Source organism: Glycomyces sp. NPDC047010 (genome assembly GCF_040644205.1).
Classification (GTDB): Bacteria; Actinomycetota; Actinomycetes; order Mycobacteriales; family Micromonosporaceae; genus Glycomyces.
On the sequence record NZ_JBEYVY010000013.1, the window covers coordinates 43,008 to 57,384 of the forward strand.

General features: G+C 73.8%; 13 protein-coding genes. 5 read left to right on the top strand and 8 right to left on the bottom strand.

The window, feature by feature from the left end:
- Positions 1–55: 55 nt before the first annotated feature.
- A complete protein-coding gene (locus AB0A65_RS23405) occupies positions 56–1,240 on the top strand; it encodes an acyl-CoA dehydrogenase family protein (protein WP_359954396.1) in 1,185 nt (394 codons plus the stop codon).
- A 15-nt stretch (positions 1,241–1,255) separates the two neighbouring features.
- On the top strand, positions 1,256–2,476 hold the full coding sequence (locus tag AB0A65_RS23410; protein WP_359954397.1) for an acetyl-CoA C-acetyltransferase: 1,221 nt from the start codon (positions 1,256–1,258) through the stop codon (positions 2,474–2,476).
- Between the two features lie 51 nt (positions 2,477–2,527).
- Here the strand turns inward: AB0A65_RS23410 and AB0A65_RS23415 are convergent, their stop codons facing one another.
- Genes AB0A65_RS23415 through AB0A65_RS23425 form a run of 3 tightly spaced genes read right to left on the bottom strand, consistent with a single transcriptional unit; the run spans position 2,528 to position 4,835 of the window.
- Positions 2,528–2,983 carry a MaoC family dehydratase gene (locus AB0A65_RS23415; RefSeq protein WP_359954398.1) on the bottom strand — a complete coding sequence of 152 codons (456 nt, stop codon included), beginning with the start codon at positions 2,981–2,983 and terminating at the stop codon, positions 2,528–2,530.
- Entirely contained in the window at positions 2,980–3,732 is a 753-nt protein-coding gene (gene fabG, locus AB0A65_RS23420; protein ID WP_359954400.1) for a 3-oxoacyl-ACP reductase FabG, read from the bottom strand. The genes AB0A65_RS23415 and fabG overlap by 4 nt, the downstream gene beginning before the upstream one ends.
- A 14-nt stretch (positions 3,733–3,746) precedes the next feature.
- Complete coding sequence (locus tag AB0A65_RS23425; RefSeq protein WP_359954402.1) at positions 3,747–4,835, bottom strand: alcohol dehydrogenase catalytic domain-containing protein; 1,089 nt, start codon at positions 4,833–4,835, stop codon at positions 3,747–3,749.
- Positions 4,836–4,974: 139 nt separating this feature from the next.
- Between AB0A65_RS23425 and AB0A65_RS23430 the strand changes: the two genes are divergently transcribed.
- Entirely contained in the window at positions 4,975–5,628 is a 654-nt protein-coding gene (locus AB0A65_RS23430; RefSeq protein WP_359954403.1) for a TetR/AcrR family transcriptional regulator, read from the top strand.
- A 38-nt stretch (positions 5,629–5,666) separates the two neighbouring features.
- Positions 5,667–8,153, top strand: coding sequence for an MMPL family transporter (locus AB0A65_RS23435; protein ID WP_359954405.1), 2,487 nt, complete (start codon positions 5,667–5,669; stop codon positions 8,151–8,153).
- On the opposite strand, the gene AB0A65_RS23440 is transcribed toward AB0A65_RS23435, so the two are convergent.
- On the bottom strand, positions 8,150–8,773 hold the full coding sequence (locus AB0A65_RS23440) for a TIGR03086 family metal-binding protein (protein ID WP_359954407.1): 624 nt from the start codon (positions 8,771–8,773) through the stop codon (positions 8,150–8,152). The two genes, AB0A65_RS23435 and AB0A65_RS23440, sit on opposite strands and share 4 nt — an antisense overlap.
- Between AB0A65_RS23440 and AB0A65_RS23445 the strand changes: the two genes are divergently transcribed.
- The gene (locus AB0A65_RS23445; RefSeq protein ID WP_359954409.1) at positions 8,772–9,338 is read left to right on the top strand and encodes a hemerythrin domain-containing protein; all 567 of its coding nucleotides are present in this window, start codon (positions 8,772–8,774) and stop codon (positions 9,336–9,338) included. The two genes, AB0A65_RS23440 and AB0A65_RS23445, sit on opposite strands and share 2 nt — an antisense overlap.
- Here the strand turns inward: AB0A65_RS23445 and AB0A65_RS23450 are convergent.
- The 4 genes from AB0A65_RS23450 to AB0A65_RS23465 are packed head-to-tail and all read right to left on the bottom strand — an operon-like array spanning position 9,335 to position 14,377.
- Positions 9,335–10,495, bottom strand: a complete 1,161-nt coding sequence (locus AB0A65_RS23450; protein ID WP_359954411.1) for a CHAT domain-containing protein — start codon at positions 10,493–10,495, stop codon at positions 9,335–9,337. The two genes, AB0A65_RS23445 and AB0A65_RS23450, sit on opposite strands and share 4 nt — an antisense overlap.
- Positions 10,489–12,108 carry a tetratricopeptide repeat protein gene (locus tag AB0A65_RS23455; protein ID WP_359954413.1) on the bottom strand — a complete coding sequence of 540 codons (1,620 nt, stop codon included), beginning with the start codon at positions 12,106–12,108 and terminating at the stop codon, positions 10,489–10,491. Before AB0A65_RS23455 ends, AB0A65_RS23450 begins: the two co-directional genes overlap by 7 nt.
- Positions 12,105–13,118 carry a hypothetical protein gene (locus AB0A65_RS23460; RefSeq protein WP_359954415.1) on the bottom strand — a complete coding sequence of 338 codons (1,014 nt, stop codon included), beginning with the start codon at positions 13,116–13,118 and terminating at the stop codon, positions 12,105–12,107. Before AB0A65_RS23460 ends, AB0A65_RS23455 begins: the two co-directional genes overlap by 4 nt.
- Positions 13,115–14,377, bottom strand: a complete 1,263-nt coding sequence (locus tag AB0A65_RS23465; protein WP_359954417.1) for a hypothetical protein — start codon at positions 14,375–14,377, stop codon at positions 13,115–13,117. Before AB0A65_RS23465 ends, AB0A65_RS23460 begins: the two co-directional genes overlap by 4 nt.

Below are 14,377 nucleotides of genomic sequence, written 5' to 3' on the forward strand. Positions count from 1 at the left end.
ACTAACATACCGACCGGTCGGTCTCAATGATCGGCCCGACCCGCGAGGAGACGCGATGACCGACGCACCCACCGGCCTCGACGCCGACTTCTACTCCTTCCAGGACCTCCTCGACCCCGTCGAGCAGGAGGCCGCGCTCCGCCTCCGCGACTTCATGGAGCGCGAGGTCCGGCCCATCGCCGACGACTACTGGGACCGGGCCGAGTTCCCGCACCACCTCATCCCCGGGATCGCCGCCACCGGCGTCATCGGCACCGCCTGGCCCGAGTCCCGCCGCTTCCCCAACAGCGCCCTCTTCCGCGGCTGGGCCGCCGTCGAGATCGCCCGCGTCGACGCCTCCTTCGCCACCTTCGTCGGCGTCACCTCCGGACTCGCCATGGGCGCCATCGGCGTCGGCGGGTCCGAAGAGCAGCGCGCCGAATGGCTCCCGCCCATGGGGCGCGGTGAGGTGATCGGCGCCTTCGGGCTCACCGAGCCCCTCGCCGGGTCCGACACCGCCCGCGGCCTGCGCACCACTGCCGTCCGCCGCGGCGACACCTGGATCCTTGACGGTGCCAAGCGCTGGATCGGCAACGCCACGTTCGCCGACATCACCCTCATCTGGGCCAAGGACATCGACGACGGCCAGGTCAAAGGGTTCATCGTCCGCAAGGACGCGCCCGGGTTCAAGACCGAGAAGATCGAGCGCAAGCAGTCGCTGCGCGGCGTCCAGAACGCCGACATCACCCTCAGCGCCGTCGAGGTCCCCGAGGCCGACCGCCTCCAGCGCATCGACTCCTTCAAGGACCTCGCCGGGGTCCTCGGCCCCACCCGCGTCGGCGTCGCCTGGGAGGCCATGGGCATCGCCGTCGGCGCCCACGAGGCCGCCGTCCGGTACGCCAAGGAGCGCGAGCAGTTCGGCCGCCCCATCGCGTCCTTCCAGCTCGTGCAGCAGAAGCTCGCCGAGAACCTCGCCGACGTCACCGCCGGGCTCGCCGTCTGCGTGCGCGCCGCCCAGCTGGAGGACGCCGGGAGGCGCCGCGACGAGCACGCCGCCATGGCGAAGGCGTTCTGCACCTCCCGCATGCGGGACGTCGTCGCCCGCGCCCGCGCCGTCCTCGGCGGCAACGGCATCCAGCTCGACCACGGCGTCGCCCGCTACTTCGCCGACGCCGAGGCCGTCTACTCCTACGAGGGCACCTACGACATGAACACCCTGATCGTCGGCCGGGCGATCACCGGACGCCAGGCGTTCGTCTAGAGAGGACACCACCGCATGACCGAGGCATACATCGCCGCCACCGCCCGCTCCCCGATCGGGCGCGCCCGCAAGGGCGCCCTGAAGGACGCCCGCGCCGACGACCTCGCCACCCAGATGGTCCGCGCGGCCGTCGGCAAGGTCCCCGGACTCGACCCCGCCCGCATCGACGACCTGCTCCTCGGCTGCGGCATGCCCGGCGGCCGCCAGGGCATGAACCTGGCCCGCATCGTCGCCGTCATGCTCGGGTGGGACACCGTCCCCGGCGCCACCGTCACCCGCTACTGCTCCTCCAGCCTCCAGACCACCCGCATGGCGTTCCACGCGATCAAGGCCGGTGAAGGCGACGTGTTCGTCTCCGCCGGAGTCGAGTCCGTCTCCGGCATGGACATCGGCTCCAGCGACGCGATCCCCGGCGCCAAACTGGAGAGCCCGGTGTTCGCCGACGCCATGCGCCGCACCGTGAAACACGCCGAGGGCGCCGCGGACTGGACCGACCCGCGCGAGGAGGGCCTGCTCCCCGACCCCTACATCGCCATGGGCCAGACCGCCGAGAACGTCGCCGCCCTCCGCGGCGTCACCCGCGAGGAGCAGGACGCCTTCGCCGCCCGCAGCCAGCAGCGCGCCGAGCGCGCGATTGCGGACGGGTTCTGGGCCAAGGACATCACCCCCGTGACCCTCCCCGACGGCACCGTCGTCGCCGCCGACGACGGACCCCGGCCGGGCACTACCGCCGAGTCGCTCGCCGCACTCGACCCGGTGTTCCGGCCCGGCGGGACCGTCACCGCCGGGAACGCCTGCCCGCTCAACGACGGCGCCGCCGCCCTCGTCGTCGTCTCCGACCGCGTCGTCGCCGAACTCGGCCTCGAACCGATCGCCCGCATCGTCTCCACCGGTGTCTCCGGGCTCTCCCCGGAGATCATGGGCCTCGGCCCGGTCGAGGCGTCGCGGCGCGCCCTCGCCTTGGCGGGCTTGGGGATCGGTGACATGGACCTGGTCGAGATCAACGAGGCGTTCGCCGCGCAGGTGATCCCCTCGGCCCGGGACCTCGGCGTGGACGAGGAGCGGCTCAACGTCAAGGGCGGCGCGATCGCCGTCGGCCACCCGTTCGGCATGACCGGCGCGCGGATCACCTCGACGCTGCTGAACGCCCTGGAGGACACGGGCGGGCGGTACGGCCTGGAGGCCATGTGCGTCGGCGGCGGCCAGGGCATGGCGATGGTGCTCGAACGCCTCTGAACCGGATTCCGCACGAGAGCGGCGCGGCCCCACGAGGGCCGCGCCGCTTCCCTATGCGGGGACGTAGAGGGTGAGCGTGCGGGCCACGAGCGCGGGTTTCGCGGCGCCCTCGATCTCCACGGTGACGTCGTACGCGGCGCGCACGCCCTTCGGGGTCGCGTCGGCGGCGGCGAGCTCGACGACGGCGCGGACGCGCGAGGCGGCCGGGACCGGCTGGAGGAACCGCAGCCGGTCGAGGCCGTAGTTGACGGACATGGCGAGGCCCTCGATCACGATGAGGCCCTTGAGGAGCCCTGGCAGGAGCGAGAGCGTCAGGTAGCCGTGGGCGATCGGCCCGCCGAAGGGCCCTGCGGCGGCGCGGGCGGGGTCGGTGTGGATCCACTGGTGGTCGCCGGTGGCCTCGGCGAACGCGTCGATGCGGTCCTGGTCGACCGTGAGCCACGCGCCGGTCGCCTTGGCGCCCAGCAGGTCCACGAGGTCGGCGGGGGAGGCGGCGGTGATCGTCATGCCTTCGGGCCCCCGGCGACGTAGAGGACCTGGCCGGAGACGTACCCGGCGTCCTCGGAGCAGAAGAACGCGACGGCGGCCGCGATGTCCTCCGGCTGCCCGACGCGCCCGACGGGGACCTCCTTGGCCGCGTGGGCGAGGAAGTCCGCGAAGGGGACGCCCACGCGTTCGGCGGTGGCCCTGGTCATCTCGGTCTCGATGAACCCGGGCGCGACGGCGTTCGCGGTGATCCCGAACTTCCCGAGCTCGATCGCGAGGGTCTTGGTGAGGCCCTGCATGCCCGCCTTCGCGGCGGCGTAGTTCGCCTGGCCGCGGTTGCCGAGCGCGGAGGTGCTGGAGAGGTTGACGATCCGGCCCCAGCCCGCGTCCACCATGGACGCCTGGACGGCGCGGGTCATGAGGAACGCGCCGCGCAGGTGGACCCCGAGGACGGCGTCCCAGTCGCCTGCGCTCATTTTGAACAGGAGGTTGTCGCGGAGGATCCCGGCGTTGTTGACGAGGATCTGCGGCGGGCCGAGCTCGGCGGCGGTGCGCGCCACGGCGGCCGCGGCGGCGGCCTCGTCCGCGACGTCGGCGCCGACGGCGATGGCCTTGCCGCCCTTGGCGTTGATGTCGTCCGCGACGGCCGCCGCCTGGTCCTCGGCGAGGTCCAGGACGGCGACGGCGTGCCCGTCGGCGGCGAGGCGGCGGGCCGTGGCGGCCCCGATGCCGCGCGCGGCTCCGGTGACGATGGCGGTCCGTGAGGTCATGGGCGTCCTTTCGGTCAGAACATGATGAGCTGGCGCAGTGCCTCGCCCGCGGCGAGCCGGTCCAGGGCGGCCGGGAGGCCGTCGAGGCCGATCCGGTCGGAGACGAGCCGGTCGAGCGGGAGCCGCCCGGCGCGCCACAGGTCCGCGTAGCGGGGGACGTCGTCGCCGGGGACGGCGGAGCCGAGGTAGGAGCCGACGACGGTGCGGGCCTCGGCGGTCAGGCGCAGCGGCGCGATCGACGCGCGCGCGTCGGGATGGGGGAGGCCCACCGTGACGGTGGTGCCGCCGGGCGCGGTGAGCGCGAACGCGGTCTCGAACGCGCGGGCCGAACCGGCGGCCTCCACGACCACCGGAACCCGGAGTCCTTCCGCCGCTTCGGGAGTGCGGGCCTCGGCGCCGAGCGAGCGGGCCAGGTCCAGTTTCGCGGGCACGGTGTCCACGCCGATCACGGTATGCCCCAAGGCTTGGGCGACGAGGAGCGCGGCCATGCCGACCCCGCCGAGGCCCACGACGGCCACCGTCGCGCCCGGTTCGGGCCTTCCGGCGTTGACGACCGCGCCGCCGCCGGTGAGCACCGCGCACCCGAGCAGGGCCGCGATGTCCGGCGGCACGTCGTCCTCGACGGGGACGACGGAGCTTGCGGACACGACCGCGTGCGTGGCGAAGGCGCTGACGCCGAGGTGGTGGGCAACGGGCTTCCCGTTGCGGCTGAGCCGCACCGCGCCGCCGACGAGCGTTCCCTCCGCGTTGGCCGTGGACCCGACCGCGCACGGCAGGCGCCCGAGCGTGCCGCACTCCTCGCAGCGCCCGCAGCGCGGCAGGAACGTCATCACGACCCGGCGCCCGACCGCGATCCCGGCACCGGGCCCGGCCGCCTCCACGATCCCGGCGGCCTCGTGGCCCAGGAGCATCGGCACCGGCCGCACCCGGCTGCCGTCGACCACCGACAGGTCCGAGTGGCACAGCCCCGCGGCCTCCACGCGGACCAGCAGCTCGTCCGGTCCGGGGCCGTCGAGTTCCAAGGGCCCCACGGTGACCGGCCGCGACTCGGCGTACGGCGCGGGGGCGCCGCAGCGCTCCAGCACGGCTCCGGTGATCTCCACGCCGACCTCCTCGTCGTCCGTCCGATGCCGTTCAGCATACCGACTGGACGGTTTGTAGCGCTACCCCGGCCCGCGGAATCCTGTGGCGATCCGCACAAGCGGATGCACTCAGTGCATCGTTGCATTTAGTGTAGGCGGCATGGCCGCACCCACCGGACCCGCCGAGCCGACCCCCGCCCCTCCCGTCGACCGCCGCGCCGCGCTCAAAGCCAAGAGCCGCAAGGCGATCCTCGACGCCGCGGCCGACCTCATGCGCGAGCGCCACGGCACCGGCTTCTCCGTGGACGAGCTCGCCGCGGCCGCCGACGTCTCCCGCCGCACCGTCTTCAACCACTTCAAATCCCTCGACGACGTGGCGACCGAGGTCGCCGGCCTGATGCTCGTCGAGGTCGTGGACCGCATGTCCGCCCACGCCGCGAGCGCCGACCGCGAACCCGACACCGTCCTCGCCGACCTCGTGGCGACCGCCTCCGGCGAGCACCTCGTCCCCGTCGTCGTCGAGCTCTTCGGCATCCTCGGCGGCGGCCCGCAGCCCGGCGACCGCGAGGCCCTGCTCATGCAGCGCGCCTTCAACCTCTTCACCGAGCGGATGACCGCCGCGATGACCCGCCGCCACCCCGGCACCGACCCCCTCGCCGTCCTCCTCCTCGTCGCCGCGTTCTGCGGCGGCCTCCTCGGATTCGTCCACAGATGGATCGAGGAGACCGGCGCCGCGGACACCCCCGCATCCCGCCGCGCATGGGACCGCCTCGTCGGCCGCGTCACCGAAGTCCTGCGAGAACCAGGCACCTGAGCACCAGGAACACCCGAAACCACTACCAGGAGAGCACCTTGGCAGAATTCCTGTACCGCGTCGGGCGCTGGTGCGCCCGCCGCGCCAAGACCGTCATCGCCGCATGGGCGCTGATCCTCGCGGCCGCCGCGGCCGCGTTCCTCCTCTTCGGCGGCGCGTTCGCCACCACGCTCTCGATCCCCGGCACGCCGACCGAGGAGGTCACCGACCACCTCGCCGAGGCGCTCCCGGAGGCGTCGGGCGGCACCGGCAGCATCGTCCTCTCCACCGAGAACGGCGACGCGTTCACCGACGAGCAGAAGGCCGCGATCTCGGCCCTCATCGCCGAGGCCGCCGACGTCGACGGCGTCGAGACGGTGGTCGACCCGTTCGCCACCGAGGCGCAGCGCGACGAGCAGCAGACCCAGATCGACGAGGGGCGCACCCAGATCGAGGCCGGGCTCGCCCAGGTCGAAGAGGGCCGCACCCAGATCGCCGCGGCCCGCGCCGACCTCGCCGCGTCCCAGCAGCAGCTCGACGCCGCGCGAGAGCTGGCCGGCGACTCCGCCGAACTCGACGCGCAGCAGGCCCAGCTCGACGCCGGGACCGCCGAACTCGACGCCCAGGAAGCGGAGCTCGAAGCGGGCGCCGCCGACCTCGACGCGCAGTCGCACGCGCTCGAAGACGGCGCGGTCCTCCTCGAACTCGCCGCCGACGCGGGCGTCGTCTCCTCCGACGGCAGCGCCGCCATCGTCACCGTCGCGTTCACCGAGCCGCAGATGGACGTCACGCCCGAGACCAAGGAAGACGTCACCGCGGTCTTCGACGACTCCCCTGTGGACGGCGTCGCGTTCGACTACTCCTCCGAGATGCAGGACTCCGTCCCCGCCATCGCGGGCGTCAGCGAGGTCATCGGCCTCGTCGTCGCAGGGATCGTCCTGGTCCTCATGCTCGGCACGTTCGTCGGCGCGGTCCTGCCGCTCGTGACCGCCCTGGTGGCCGTGGGCATCGGCGCGCTCGCCAGCATGTCGCTCTCCGGCGCCGTCGAGATGACCTCGGTGACCCCGATCCTCGGCGTCATGCTCGGCCTCGCCGTGGGCATCGACTACTCGCTGTTCATCGTCAACCGCCACCGCCGCCAGCTCAAAGAGGGCTACGACGTCGACGAGTCGATCGCGCTGTCGACCGGGACCTCCGGGAACGCGGTCGTGTTCGCCGGCGCCACCGTGCTCATCGCCCTGGTGGCGTTGAACATCACGGGCATCCCGTTCCTCGGCCTGATGGGCTCGATCGGCGCGTTCAGCATCGCGGTCGCGGTGCTCGTCGCCATCACGTTCATCCCGGCGCTCCTGCGCCTCGCGGGCCTGAAGATCCTCAGCAGGCGCGAGCGCAAGGCCCGCGAATCGCACGGCTCCGCCGAGCGCAAGCCCGACCCGCAGCCGATGCACACCGGCCGCGCCGTGCTGCGCGTCCTCGTGGGCCTCGGCGCGCTCGTCGCCGTCGCGCTCCCCGCGATGGACCTGCGGCTCAACCTGCCCGACGGCTCGTCGGAGCAGCACGACACCACGCAGTACCAGGCGTACGAGACCATCGCCGAGCGCTTCGGCGAGGGCCAGAACGGCTCGCTCCTCGTCGTCGCGGACCTCGCCGAGGCCCCCGACGACGCGGCGTCGCTCGCCGGCCAGGTCGCCGTCGCGCAGGCCGTGGCGGCCGAGGACGACGTGGTCGCCGTGGCGCCCATCGGGACCTCCGAGGACGGCAAGACCATGGCGTTCCAGGTGATCCCCGAGGAAGGGCCCACCTCAGAGTCCACTCAGGAACTCGTGCACGCCCTCCGCGACCTCACCGTCGACGGCGTCACCGACATCGGCGTCGCCGGGTCCGCGAGCGGCAACATCGACATCTCCGAGATCCTCGCCGACGCGCTCCCGGTATACCTCGCGGTCGTGGTGGGCCTGTCGCTCATCATCCTCATCCTGGTGTTCCGCTCGATCGTCGTGCCGGTGCTCGCGACCCTCGGGTTCATCCTCAGCTACTTCGCGGCCCTCGGCGGCGTCGTCGCGATCTACCAGTGGGGCTGGCTGTCCAGCGTCTTCGGTGTGGACACGCCCGGCCCGATCCTGAACTTCCTGCCGACGCTCCTGGTCGGCATCCTGTTCGGGCTCGCCATGGACTACATGCTGTTCATCGGCTCGGGGATGCGCGAGGCGTACGCCCACGGCGCCCCCGCGCGGCAGTCCGTCGTCCTCGGCGTGCGCGCCGGCCGGTCGGTCGTCACGGCCGCCGCGATCATCATGATGGCGGTCTTCGGCGGGTTCATCTTCTCCCACTCGACGATGATCCGGCCGATCGGCTTCGCGCTGGCCTTCGGCGTGCTGGTCGACGCGTTCCTGGTGCGGATGCTCATCATCCCGGCGCTCATGCACCTCGTGGGCGACAAGGCGTGGTGGCTGCCGAAGTGGCTCGACCGCATCCTCCCGGACGTGGACGTGGAGGGCGCCGCGCTGGAGCGCCGCCACCCGCACGTGGAGAAGGCCGAGGACTAGTCGGTCTCTGTCTGGGCCCCTTCGCCTTCGGGCGAGGGGGCCTTCCACTTGGGGTCACGGCCGAGGTAGGCGAGCAGCTCCTCCATCGTGCTCGCGTCGGCCGCGGCGGTCACCGCGGGGGCGAACGGCGCGTAGGGCCCGGTGCGGGCGGGGCCGGTCGCCGGGACCGAGAGGACCAGCGGCAGCACGGCGTCGAGCAGCGGCTGCGCGAACACGGGCGGGCGGCCGAGCGAGACGCCGACATCCCATGCGTGGACCACGTAGTCGATGAAGTGGAACCCCATCGCGGTCTCCCCGGGGACCTGGATCTCCTGGTCGGCCCCGGCCAGGATCGACCAGTTCCGCCCGGCGGCGCCTTCGGAGGCGAACGCCTCCAGCACCTCTGCGGCCGAGGCCCGGAACGCGGCGGGCGTCGAGGGCATCTCCGCCCAGGTCCGCACCTCGAAGCCGTCGCCGCGGGCCGCGGCCGCGAACCCGAGGTTCTGGCCCGTCATGTGCGCGACCAGCCGTTCGAGGTCCCACCCGGTGCAGGGCGTGGGCAGGTCGAGGCGCTCGGCCCCGTCCACGAGCTCGACGGTGGCGTTCAAGGCGACGGCGTGCATTTCGAGGAGTCCGGTCATGACCGGGATCATAGGCCCCCGCCGCCCGAGCGGATACGATGCCGGACGGCGCCCCCGCCCCCAGGGGCCGGGCCGCCGATCACCGAAGGAGCACGACATCAGTTCAGAGACCGACCGCCTGGTCGCGTTCAGCACCCAACTCCGCACCGTCCACCAGCGCCTCCGGCAGGCCCTCGACCTGGCCCGCCGCCAGATCGACGACGAGTTCGACGACCGCAACGGCGAGGACCTCCTCGTCTACTGCCGCGGCTTCTGCGCCGCCCTCAGCGGCCACCACCAGAGCGAGGACCGGGGCCTCTTCCCCGAGATCACCGCCGCCCACCCCGAGCTGGGGCCCGTGATCGCCAACCTCATGCGCGACCACAACATGCTCGAACACCTCCTCGGCGGCTTCGCCGCGGCCCTCGACGCGGGCGCCGACGACGACACCCTTCACCGCCACCTCGACGGCATCGGCGCGGTCATGGAGACCCACTTCGGGTACGAGGAGCGGCAACTGCTCACCGTCCTCGACGCCCTCGCCCTGGACGCCGACCCGAAGCACCTCCTCGGGGACCTCGCCTAAGCGCAGGCGGTGGCGAAGGCCGCCCAGATCACGGGGGAGTCCTCAAGGCGGCCTTCGGCTTCCCAGCGGTCGGCTTTCGCGCGCTGCCAGGCGTTCAGTGCGGCGACCGGGTCGGCCGCGCCGTGGGCCCCGTCCACGGCGCGGATCGCCTCAGGGAGGACCGTGGTCGCTTCCCTTGCGCCCGGAGCGAAGTGGCGCAGGCCCTCGTCAGTGGGGAGCGTCCAGCGGGTGGCGGTGACGTACGAGGCGCCGGTGTGGATCGCGGCCGCGACCAGGCCGACCGGTTCGGCGAAGCGGACCTCGCCGCCGCTCTCGCAGGCGATGAGCGCGACCCGGTTCGGCATCCGCCACGGGGCGGCGGGGCCGGGCCGGTGCCCCAAGAGGAGGTCGGCCGCGGTGAGGGGCCGGTGGCCGTTGACGACGGCGGCGCGGCCGGTCGTGCCGGGGCCGCAGCTCAGGTGGAGGCGGGCGTCGAGGCCGTGCTTGGAGGTCGTCACGTGGCCCACGTAGAGGAAGCGCGCCGCGTCGGCGAGGCGGGGCTCCAGGGCGTCGCGGTCGATCACCTCGCGCAGGCTCCCCAGGTCCTTGAGGCCGGAATCGTCGCCCAGGACCGAGCCGAGGTCCCGGCCCGCCCCCGGGATCTTCGGGTCCAGGACGGTGACGACCTCGCCGTCCGGGTCCCAGGCCGTGCGGCGCCGCTCGGGCGCGTTCCGGACCGTGGCGGGCGGGAGGACCGACACGTCGGCGTTCGTCACGAACCGCTCGCCCTCGTCCACTCGCAATGCCTCCCAAGGGACCTGCGCGGTCGACAAGGACGGCTGGATGCGCACGTGCGGTCGTAGGCCCTGCTCCAGGAGCGCGTTCATCTCCATCGCGAGCTGGAACGGGATGAGCGACGCGGCGAGGGCCGTCGCCAGCCCGGCCTCGCGGCCGCGGTCGGTGAGCGGGCCCGTGAGGGACCGCTGGAGGGCCTGGTCCACGGTCTCGCCCGGGAGCGGGGTCGGGAGGGCCTCGGCGAGCGCGTCGAGTGCGGGCTGCACGCGGCCGGGCTCGACCATGATGTTCTGGATCGCGCCGAGGTCGTGCTCCCAGCGCCACGAGTAGAACAGGCCGTCGGCGTCGACCAGCTTGAGCTGCACGGTCGGTCGGTTCACCATGTGTCGATCACCTCGTCGGAGCGGATCGGGAACCCGTATCGGCGCTCGGTCTCGCGGATCCACGGCTCCAATTGGGACTCCCGCCACGGGTTGACGCGCAGGCGCGGCGGGAGTGCGAATCGCGTCGCCGGGAAGTCGGGGGAGTTCCCCGTGATGAGCGCCGACGCCGTGAACGAGAGCCGTTCCCCTTGGGCCGGTTCGAGGGTCGGGAAGTCCGGGACCTCGTCCACCGCGTCGAACTCGACCGGCGCCGACGCGTGGAGCGACACGGTCGCGCTCATGTGCTCCAGCAGCTCCGACACGAGTGCGCCGTCGCGGAGGGCCGCGGCGAGGCTCAGCGCGTGGGCCATCGCGGGGATCGCCACCGTTGCGGCCCAGCGCTCCCGGGCGCGTCCGGGCGCGAAGCCGTGCCGGATCGCGTCCGTCGCGAGGGCCGAGGTGAGGGACAGGTCGAAGGCCCGGCGGAGCAGGCGCGTGCGCTGGCGTTCGGTGCGGGCGGCCGCGGCCTGGTCGGCGACGGCGAACGAGCGGCGCATGTCGAGGCGGGCGAGGTGGTAGCGGGCGCCGGACTGCTCGCAGACCTGCCAGGCGGCGAGGTACGACTCTTCGGCCTTGTCGTAGTCGCCCGCGGCGGCGAGGATGTCGCCTTGGACCGCAAGGGCTTCGGTGAGCATGGCCGCGTGGCCCGCCTGCCGCAGCACCTCGATCGCCGGTCCGAGGAGCTCGGAGGCCAGGGCGGTGTCGCCCGCTTGGAACGCGGCGTGCGCCCGGCTGTAGCGCAGCTCCGCGGCCCGCAAGGGCTGCTGGCCGTCGCTGAACGCCTGCTCGGCCGCGGCGAGGAGCCGCTGCCCGGCCTCGGCGTCCCCGGCGCGCATCGCCGCCCGGCCCTGGTTCGCGACCGCGAGCGCCGCCGAGACGGCGTCGCCCGCCATCAGGTGGACCTGCTCGGCGAGCCGCAGGTAGTCCATCGCGGCCTCATGGTCGTTGAGCGCCTGGGCGATCACCGCGAGGTTCGAGTACGGGTACCCGGTCAGGCGCGGGTCGCAGGCCGCGGCGAGCCGGAGCGTCAGCTGCGCGGCGGCCTCGGCCTCTTCGAGGCGTTCGAGTCCGATGAGGAGCACGGTCCGGGTGTTGTTGGCCGACACGGCGAGGTACGCGCCGTCGCCCTCCTCGCCCTCGCCCACGATGTCGAGCGCGCCGTTGACGTCGGCGAGCGCTTCATCGAGGCGGCCGAGGAGTTGGAGGGTCTGGCACCGGTTGACGAGGACCGAGGCGCGCACGGCCACGGTGCCGAACCGGTCGCCCGCTCGGGCCTCCGCGGCGTAGCAGGCTTCCAGCGCTTGCTCGGCGAGGCGCAGGGCCGCATCGGTGTCGCCCTGGCCTTCGGCGAGGCCCGCGAGGTTGCCGAGCGCGCGGGCGCGGCCGTCGAGACCCGCCGCGTCGACGTCATCGACGTAGGTGAGTTCGAGGGCCCGGTGGAGGAGCGCAATCGCCTCGGCCGCCTGGCCTTGGCTCGCGAGCTTCGCGGCCTTGTTGTTCAGCTCGCGGAACCCGGCCCACCGGGGGCCGCTGGTCTCCTTGCCGCGCAGGCCGATCACGTCGTCGTCGGTCATGCGGCGGACCGTTCGGTGAGCGTCGCGGCGGGGGAGGCGAGGCGTTCGCGGGCGAAGGCGATCAGGGCGGCGCGGCGTTCGGCCCGATCCGGGTCGGCGTCGTCCGCGGCGTAGCCGGGGGAGTGGACCTCGATCGGGCGGCCGCGGCCGAGACGCATCGCGAACTCGGGCGGCGCGGGCGCTTCGCCGCTGAACGTGTTGGTGTCCGGGTCCAGGTGGAGCGGGACCTCGACGGTGTCGACGACCGCGGTCAACGAGGCGGGGACCGCGCCGGGTGCCGCTGGCGCGGACACCGCGAGCATCCATGCGCCGGAACGGTTCTCGAACCGCCACGCCGCTTCGCCCGCGGCGTCGAGTGCGCGGGCCGGAACCCGCGACCAGTCGATCGGGGCGCTGCCCGAGGCGACCGCGAGGCCGGGTTCCGCTCCGCCCGCCGCCAGCGCCCAGTCCTCCCGCCGCAGTGCGGCGCTGCGGAGTTCGACGCCGAACGCGTCCGCGAGGTCGGCGAGCCCGGCGGCGAGGGCCGCGGTCTCGTGGTCGGTGCGCCCGGTCAGCGCGGTGAGGTCGACCTCGGCGAGCGCGCGTTCGACCGCGGCTTCGTCGTCCAGGAGGTGGTCGAGTCCGGCTGCGTACCAGGCGGTCTCGGCCCGCAGCAGGTCCACGGGCAGCGCGGGGATCGCGGCCGCGTAGGACGCGGGCCACCAGGCCCCCGCCCAGCGCAGGAGCGCCAGGTTCCGGGCGGCGTCGAGGACGGGCGATGCCCATTCGGTCGCAATCGATCCGGCCTCGCCGAGGACTGCGGCGGCCGCCTCCGGGCCGTAGACCTCCCAGAGCCAGTCGCCCGCGGCCCGCGCGTCGAAGATTTCCGCGGCCGGGTGGACGCGCAGGTCCAGGGCGTCCCAGTACAGGAGCGCCCCGCGCGCCTCCACGAGCATCGTCCGCTCCGGGTGCGGCGGGCGGTCGCCGACGAGGACCGCGCCCGCGTCCCGCCGGACCGTGAACGCCGTCATGACCGGTCCTCTTCGCGCTCAAGGGAACGCTTCAGCCGGTCGCGCTGGTCCATGACGACCGAGCGGAGGGCGCCGTCGAGGAGGTCCCACACCTCGTCGGCCGCGGTGGCCTCGCCGCGGAGTTCGCGGCCGTGGAGGCGCACCCACAGGCGCCGCAGGTACGCGCGCCGGGTGCCGCGCACTTCGACGCCCATCGCGGACGGGTCGGGGAGGCGCAGCACGCGGTGCACATAGGACTCGCGGCGCCAGCGGTTCAGCAGGCGGGCGTTGGCGTCCGAGGCCGCCTCGGGCTGGTAGTCGGCGCCCAGGCCGGCGCTGGCGTCGCGGCCGAGGGCCATGGCGACGCGACTGGGCTCCTCGGCGAGCTGCCAGGGGGCGGCCGAGCGCTGGATCTCGCCGGTGACCAGGGACGGGATGTCGGACATGGACTCGCGCTGGAACCAGGTGGTGAACGCCGCGAACAGCCGCTCCATGATGGACCGGTCGAAGGGCCTGGGGAGCTTGCGCTTCGAGGCCCGCTCGCCCAGTTCCGGGGCAGACGGCAGGTCGCGGTCGGTGAGCCCGTAGTCCCGGGCCACCCCGCTCCCGGCGAGGCCCGCGGCCTCGGCGGTGCCCACCGAGTCGGCGGCGAGGGCCTTCCACAGGCGCGGGTCGGGGGCGGTGGCGCAGTCGTCGAGGAACGCGGCCACCCCCGGGTGCGCCTCGGAAGCGGCGGGCGCGGGCCGGTGCGACCAGGCGTCCCGCAGGAGCCCGGCGAGTTCGGCGCTGCGCGCGGGGTCGGTGAGGAAGCGGCGCAGGCCGTCCACCGACACCTCGCCGCGCTCGGCGTGGACCTCGGCGACGGCCTCGGCCGCGATCTCGGCGGCGCCCGGGAGCGCGGCCGGGTCGCCGTGGACGTGCGCGAGCTCGTAGCAGCGCTGGAAGTACAGGTCCTGCGGGTGGCCGTCGGTGACGCCCGCGCGGCGGCGGGCCCGCTTGAGGAGCTGGAACCAGGCGGCCGTCGCGGCCAGGGCCGGGCCCGCGTCGAGGATCGCGGCGCGGAGCGCGTCCACGTGCTCTATGGCGACGACCCCACCGGAGAACCGCGGGTTCTGGGCGGGCCGGAGCACGAGCGGGTCCAGCAGGAGCTTCACGGTGCGCGCGAGGGGCCGGCCCGAGGCGTTGCTCAAGGGCGCCACGGCATCGCCGAGCTGGGACCAGGCGTCGGCGACGAGCATGCCGCGCGGCACGGCCGCCGAGGCCGCGAGGCCATGGACCAT

Bases quoted from the DNA above. Each gene is read 5' to 3' on its own strand.
- AB0A65_RS23430 (WP_359954403.1), top strand. From the start codon at position 4,975: ATGGCCGCACCCACCGGACCCGCCGAGCCGACCCCCGCCCCTCCCGTC.
- AB0A65_RS23465 (WP_359954417.1), bottom strand. From the start codon at position 14,377: ATGGTCCATGGCCTCGCGGCCTCGGCGGCCGTGCCGCGCGGCATGCTC.
- AB0A65_RS23440 (WP_359954407.1), bottom strand. From the start codon at position 8,773: ATGACCGGACTCCTCGAAATGCACGCCGTCGCCTTGAACGCCACCGTC.
- AB0A65_RS23455 (WP_359954413.1), bottom strand. From the start codon at position 12,108: ATGACCGACGACGACGTGATCGGCCTGCGCGGCAAGGAGACCAGCGGC.
- AB0A65_RS23450 (WP_359954411.1), bottom strand. From the start codon at position 10,495: ATGGTGAACCGACCGACCGTGCAGCTCAAGCTGGTCGACGCCGACGGC.
- AB0A65_RS23460 (WP_359954415.1), bottom strand. From the start codon at position 13,118: ATGACGGCGTTCACGGTCCGGCGGGACGCGGGCGCGGTCCTCGTCGGC.
- AB0A65_RS23415 (WP_359954398.1), bottom strand. From the start codon at position 2,983: ATGACGATCACCGCCGCCTCCCCCGCCGACCTCGTGGACCTGCTGGGC.
- AB0A65_RS23405 (WP_359954396.1), top strand. From the start codon at position 56: ATGACCGACGCACCCACCGGCCTCGACGCCGACTTCTACTCCTTCCAG.
- AB0A65_RS23445 (WP_359954409.1), top strand. From the start codon at position 8,772: ATGACCGGGATCATAGGCCCCCGCCGCCCGAGCGGATACGATGCCGGA.
- AB0A65_RS23410 (WP_359954397.1), top strand. From the start codon at position 1,256: ATGACCGAGGCATACATCGCCGCCACCGCCCGCTCCCCGATCGGGCGC.
- fabG (WP_359954400.1), bottom strand. From the start codon at position 3,732: ATGACCTCACGGACCGCCATCGTCACCGGAGCCGCGCGCGGCATCGGG.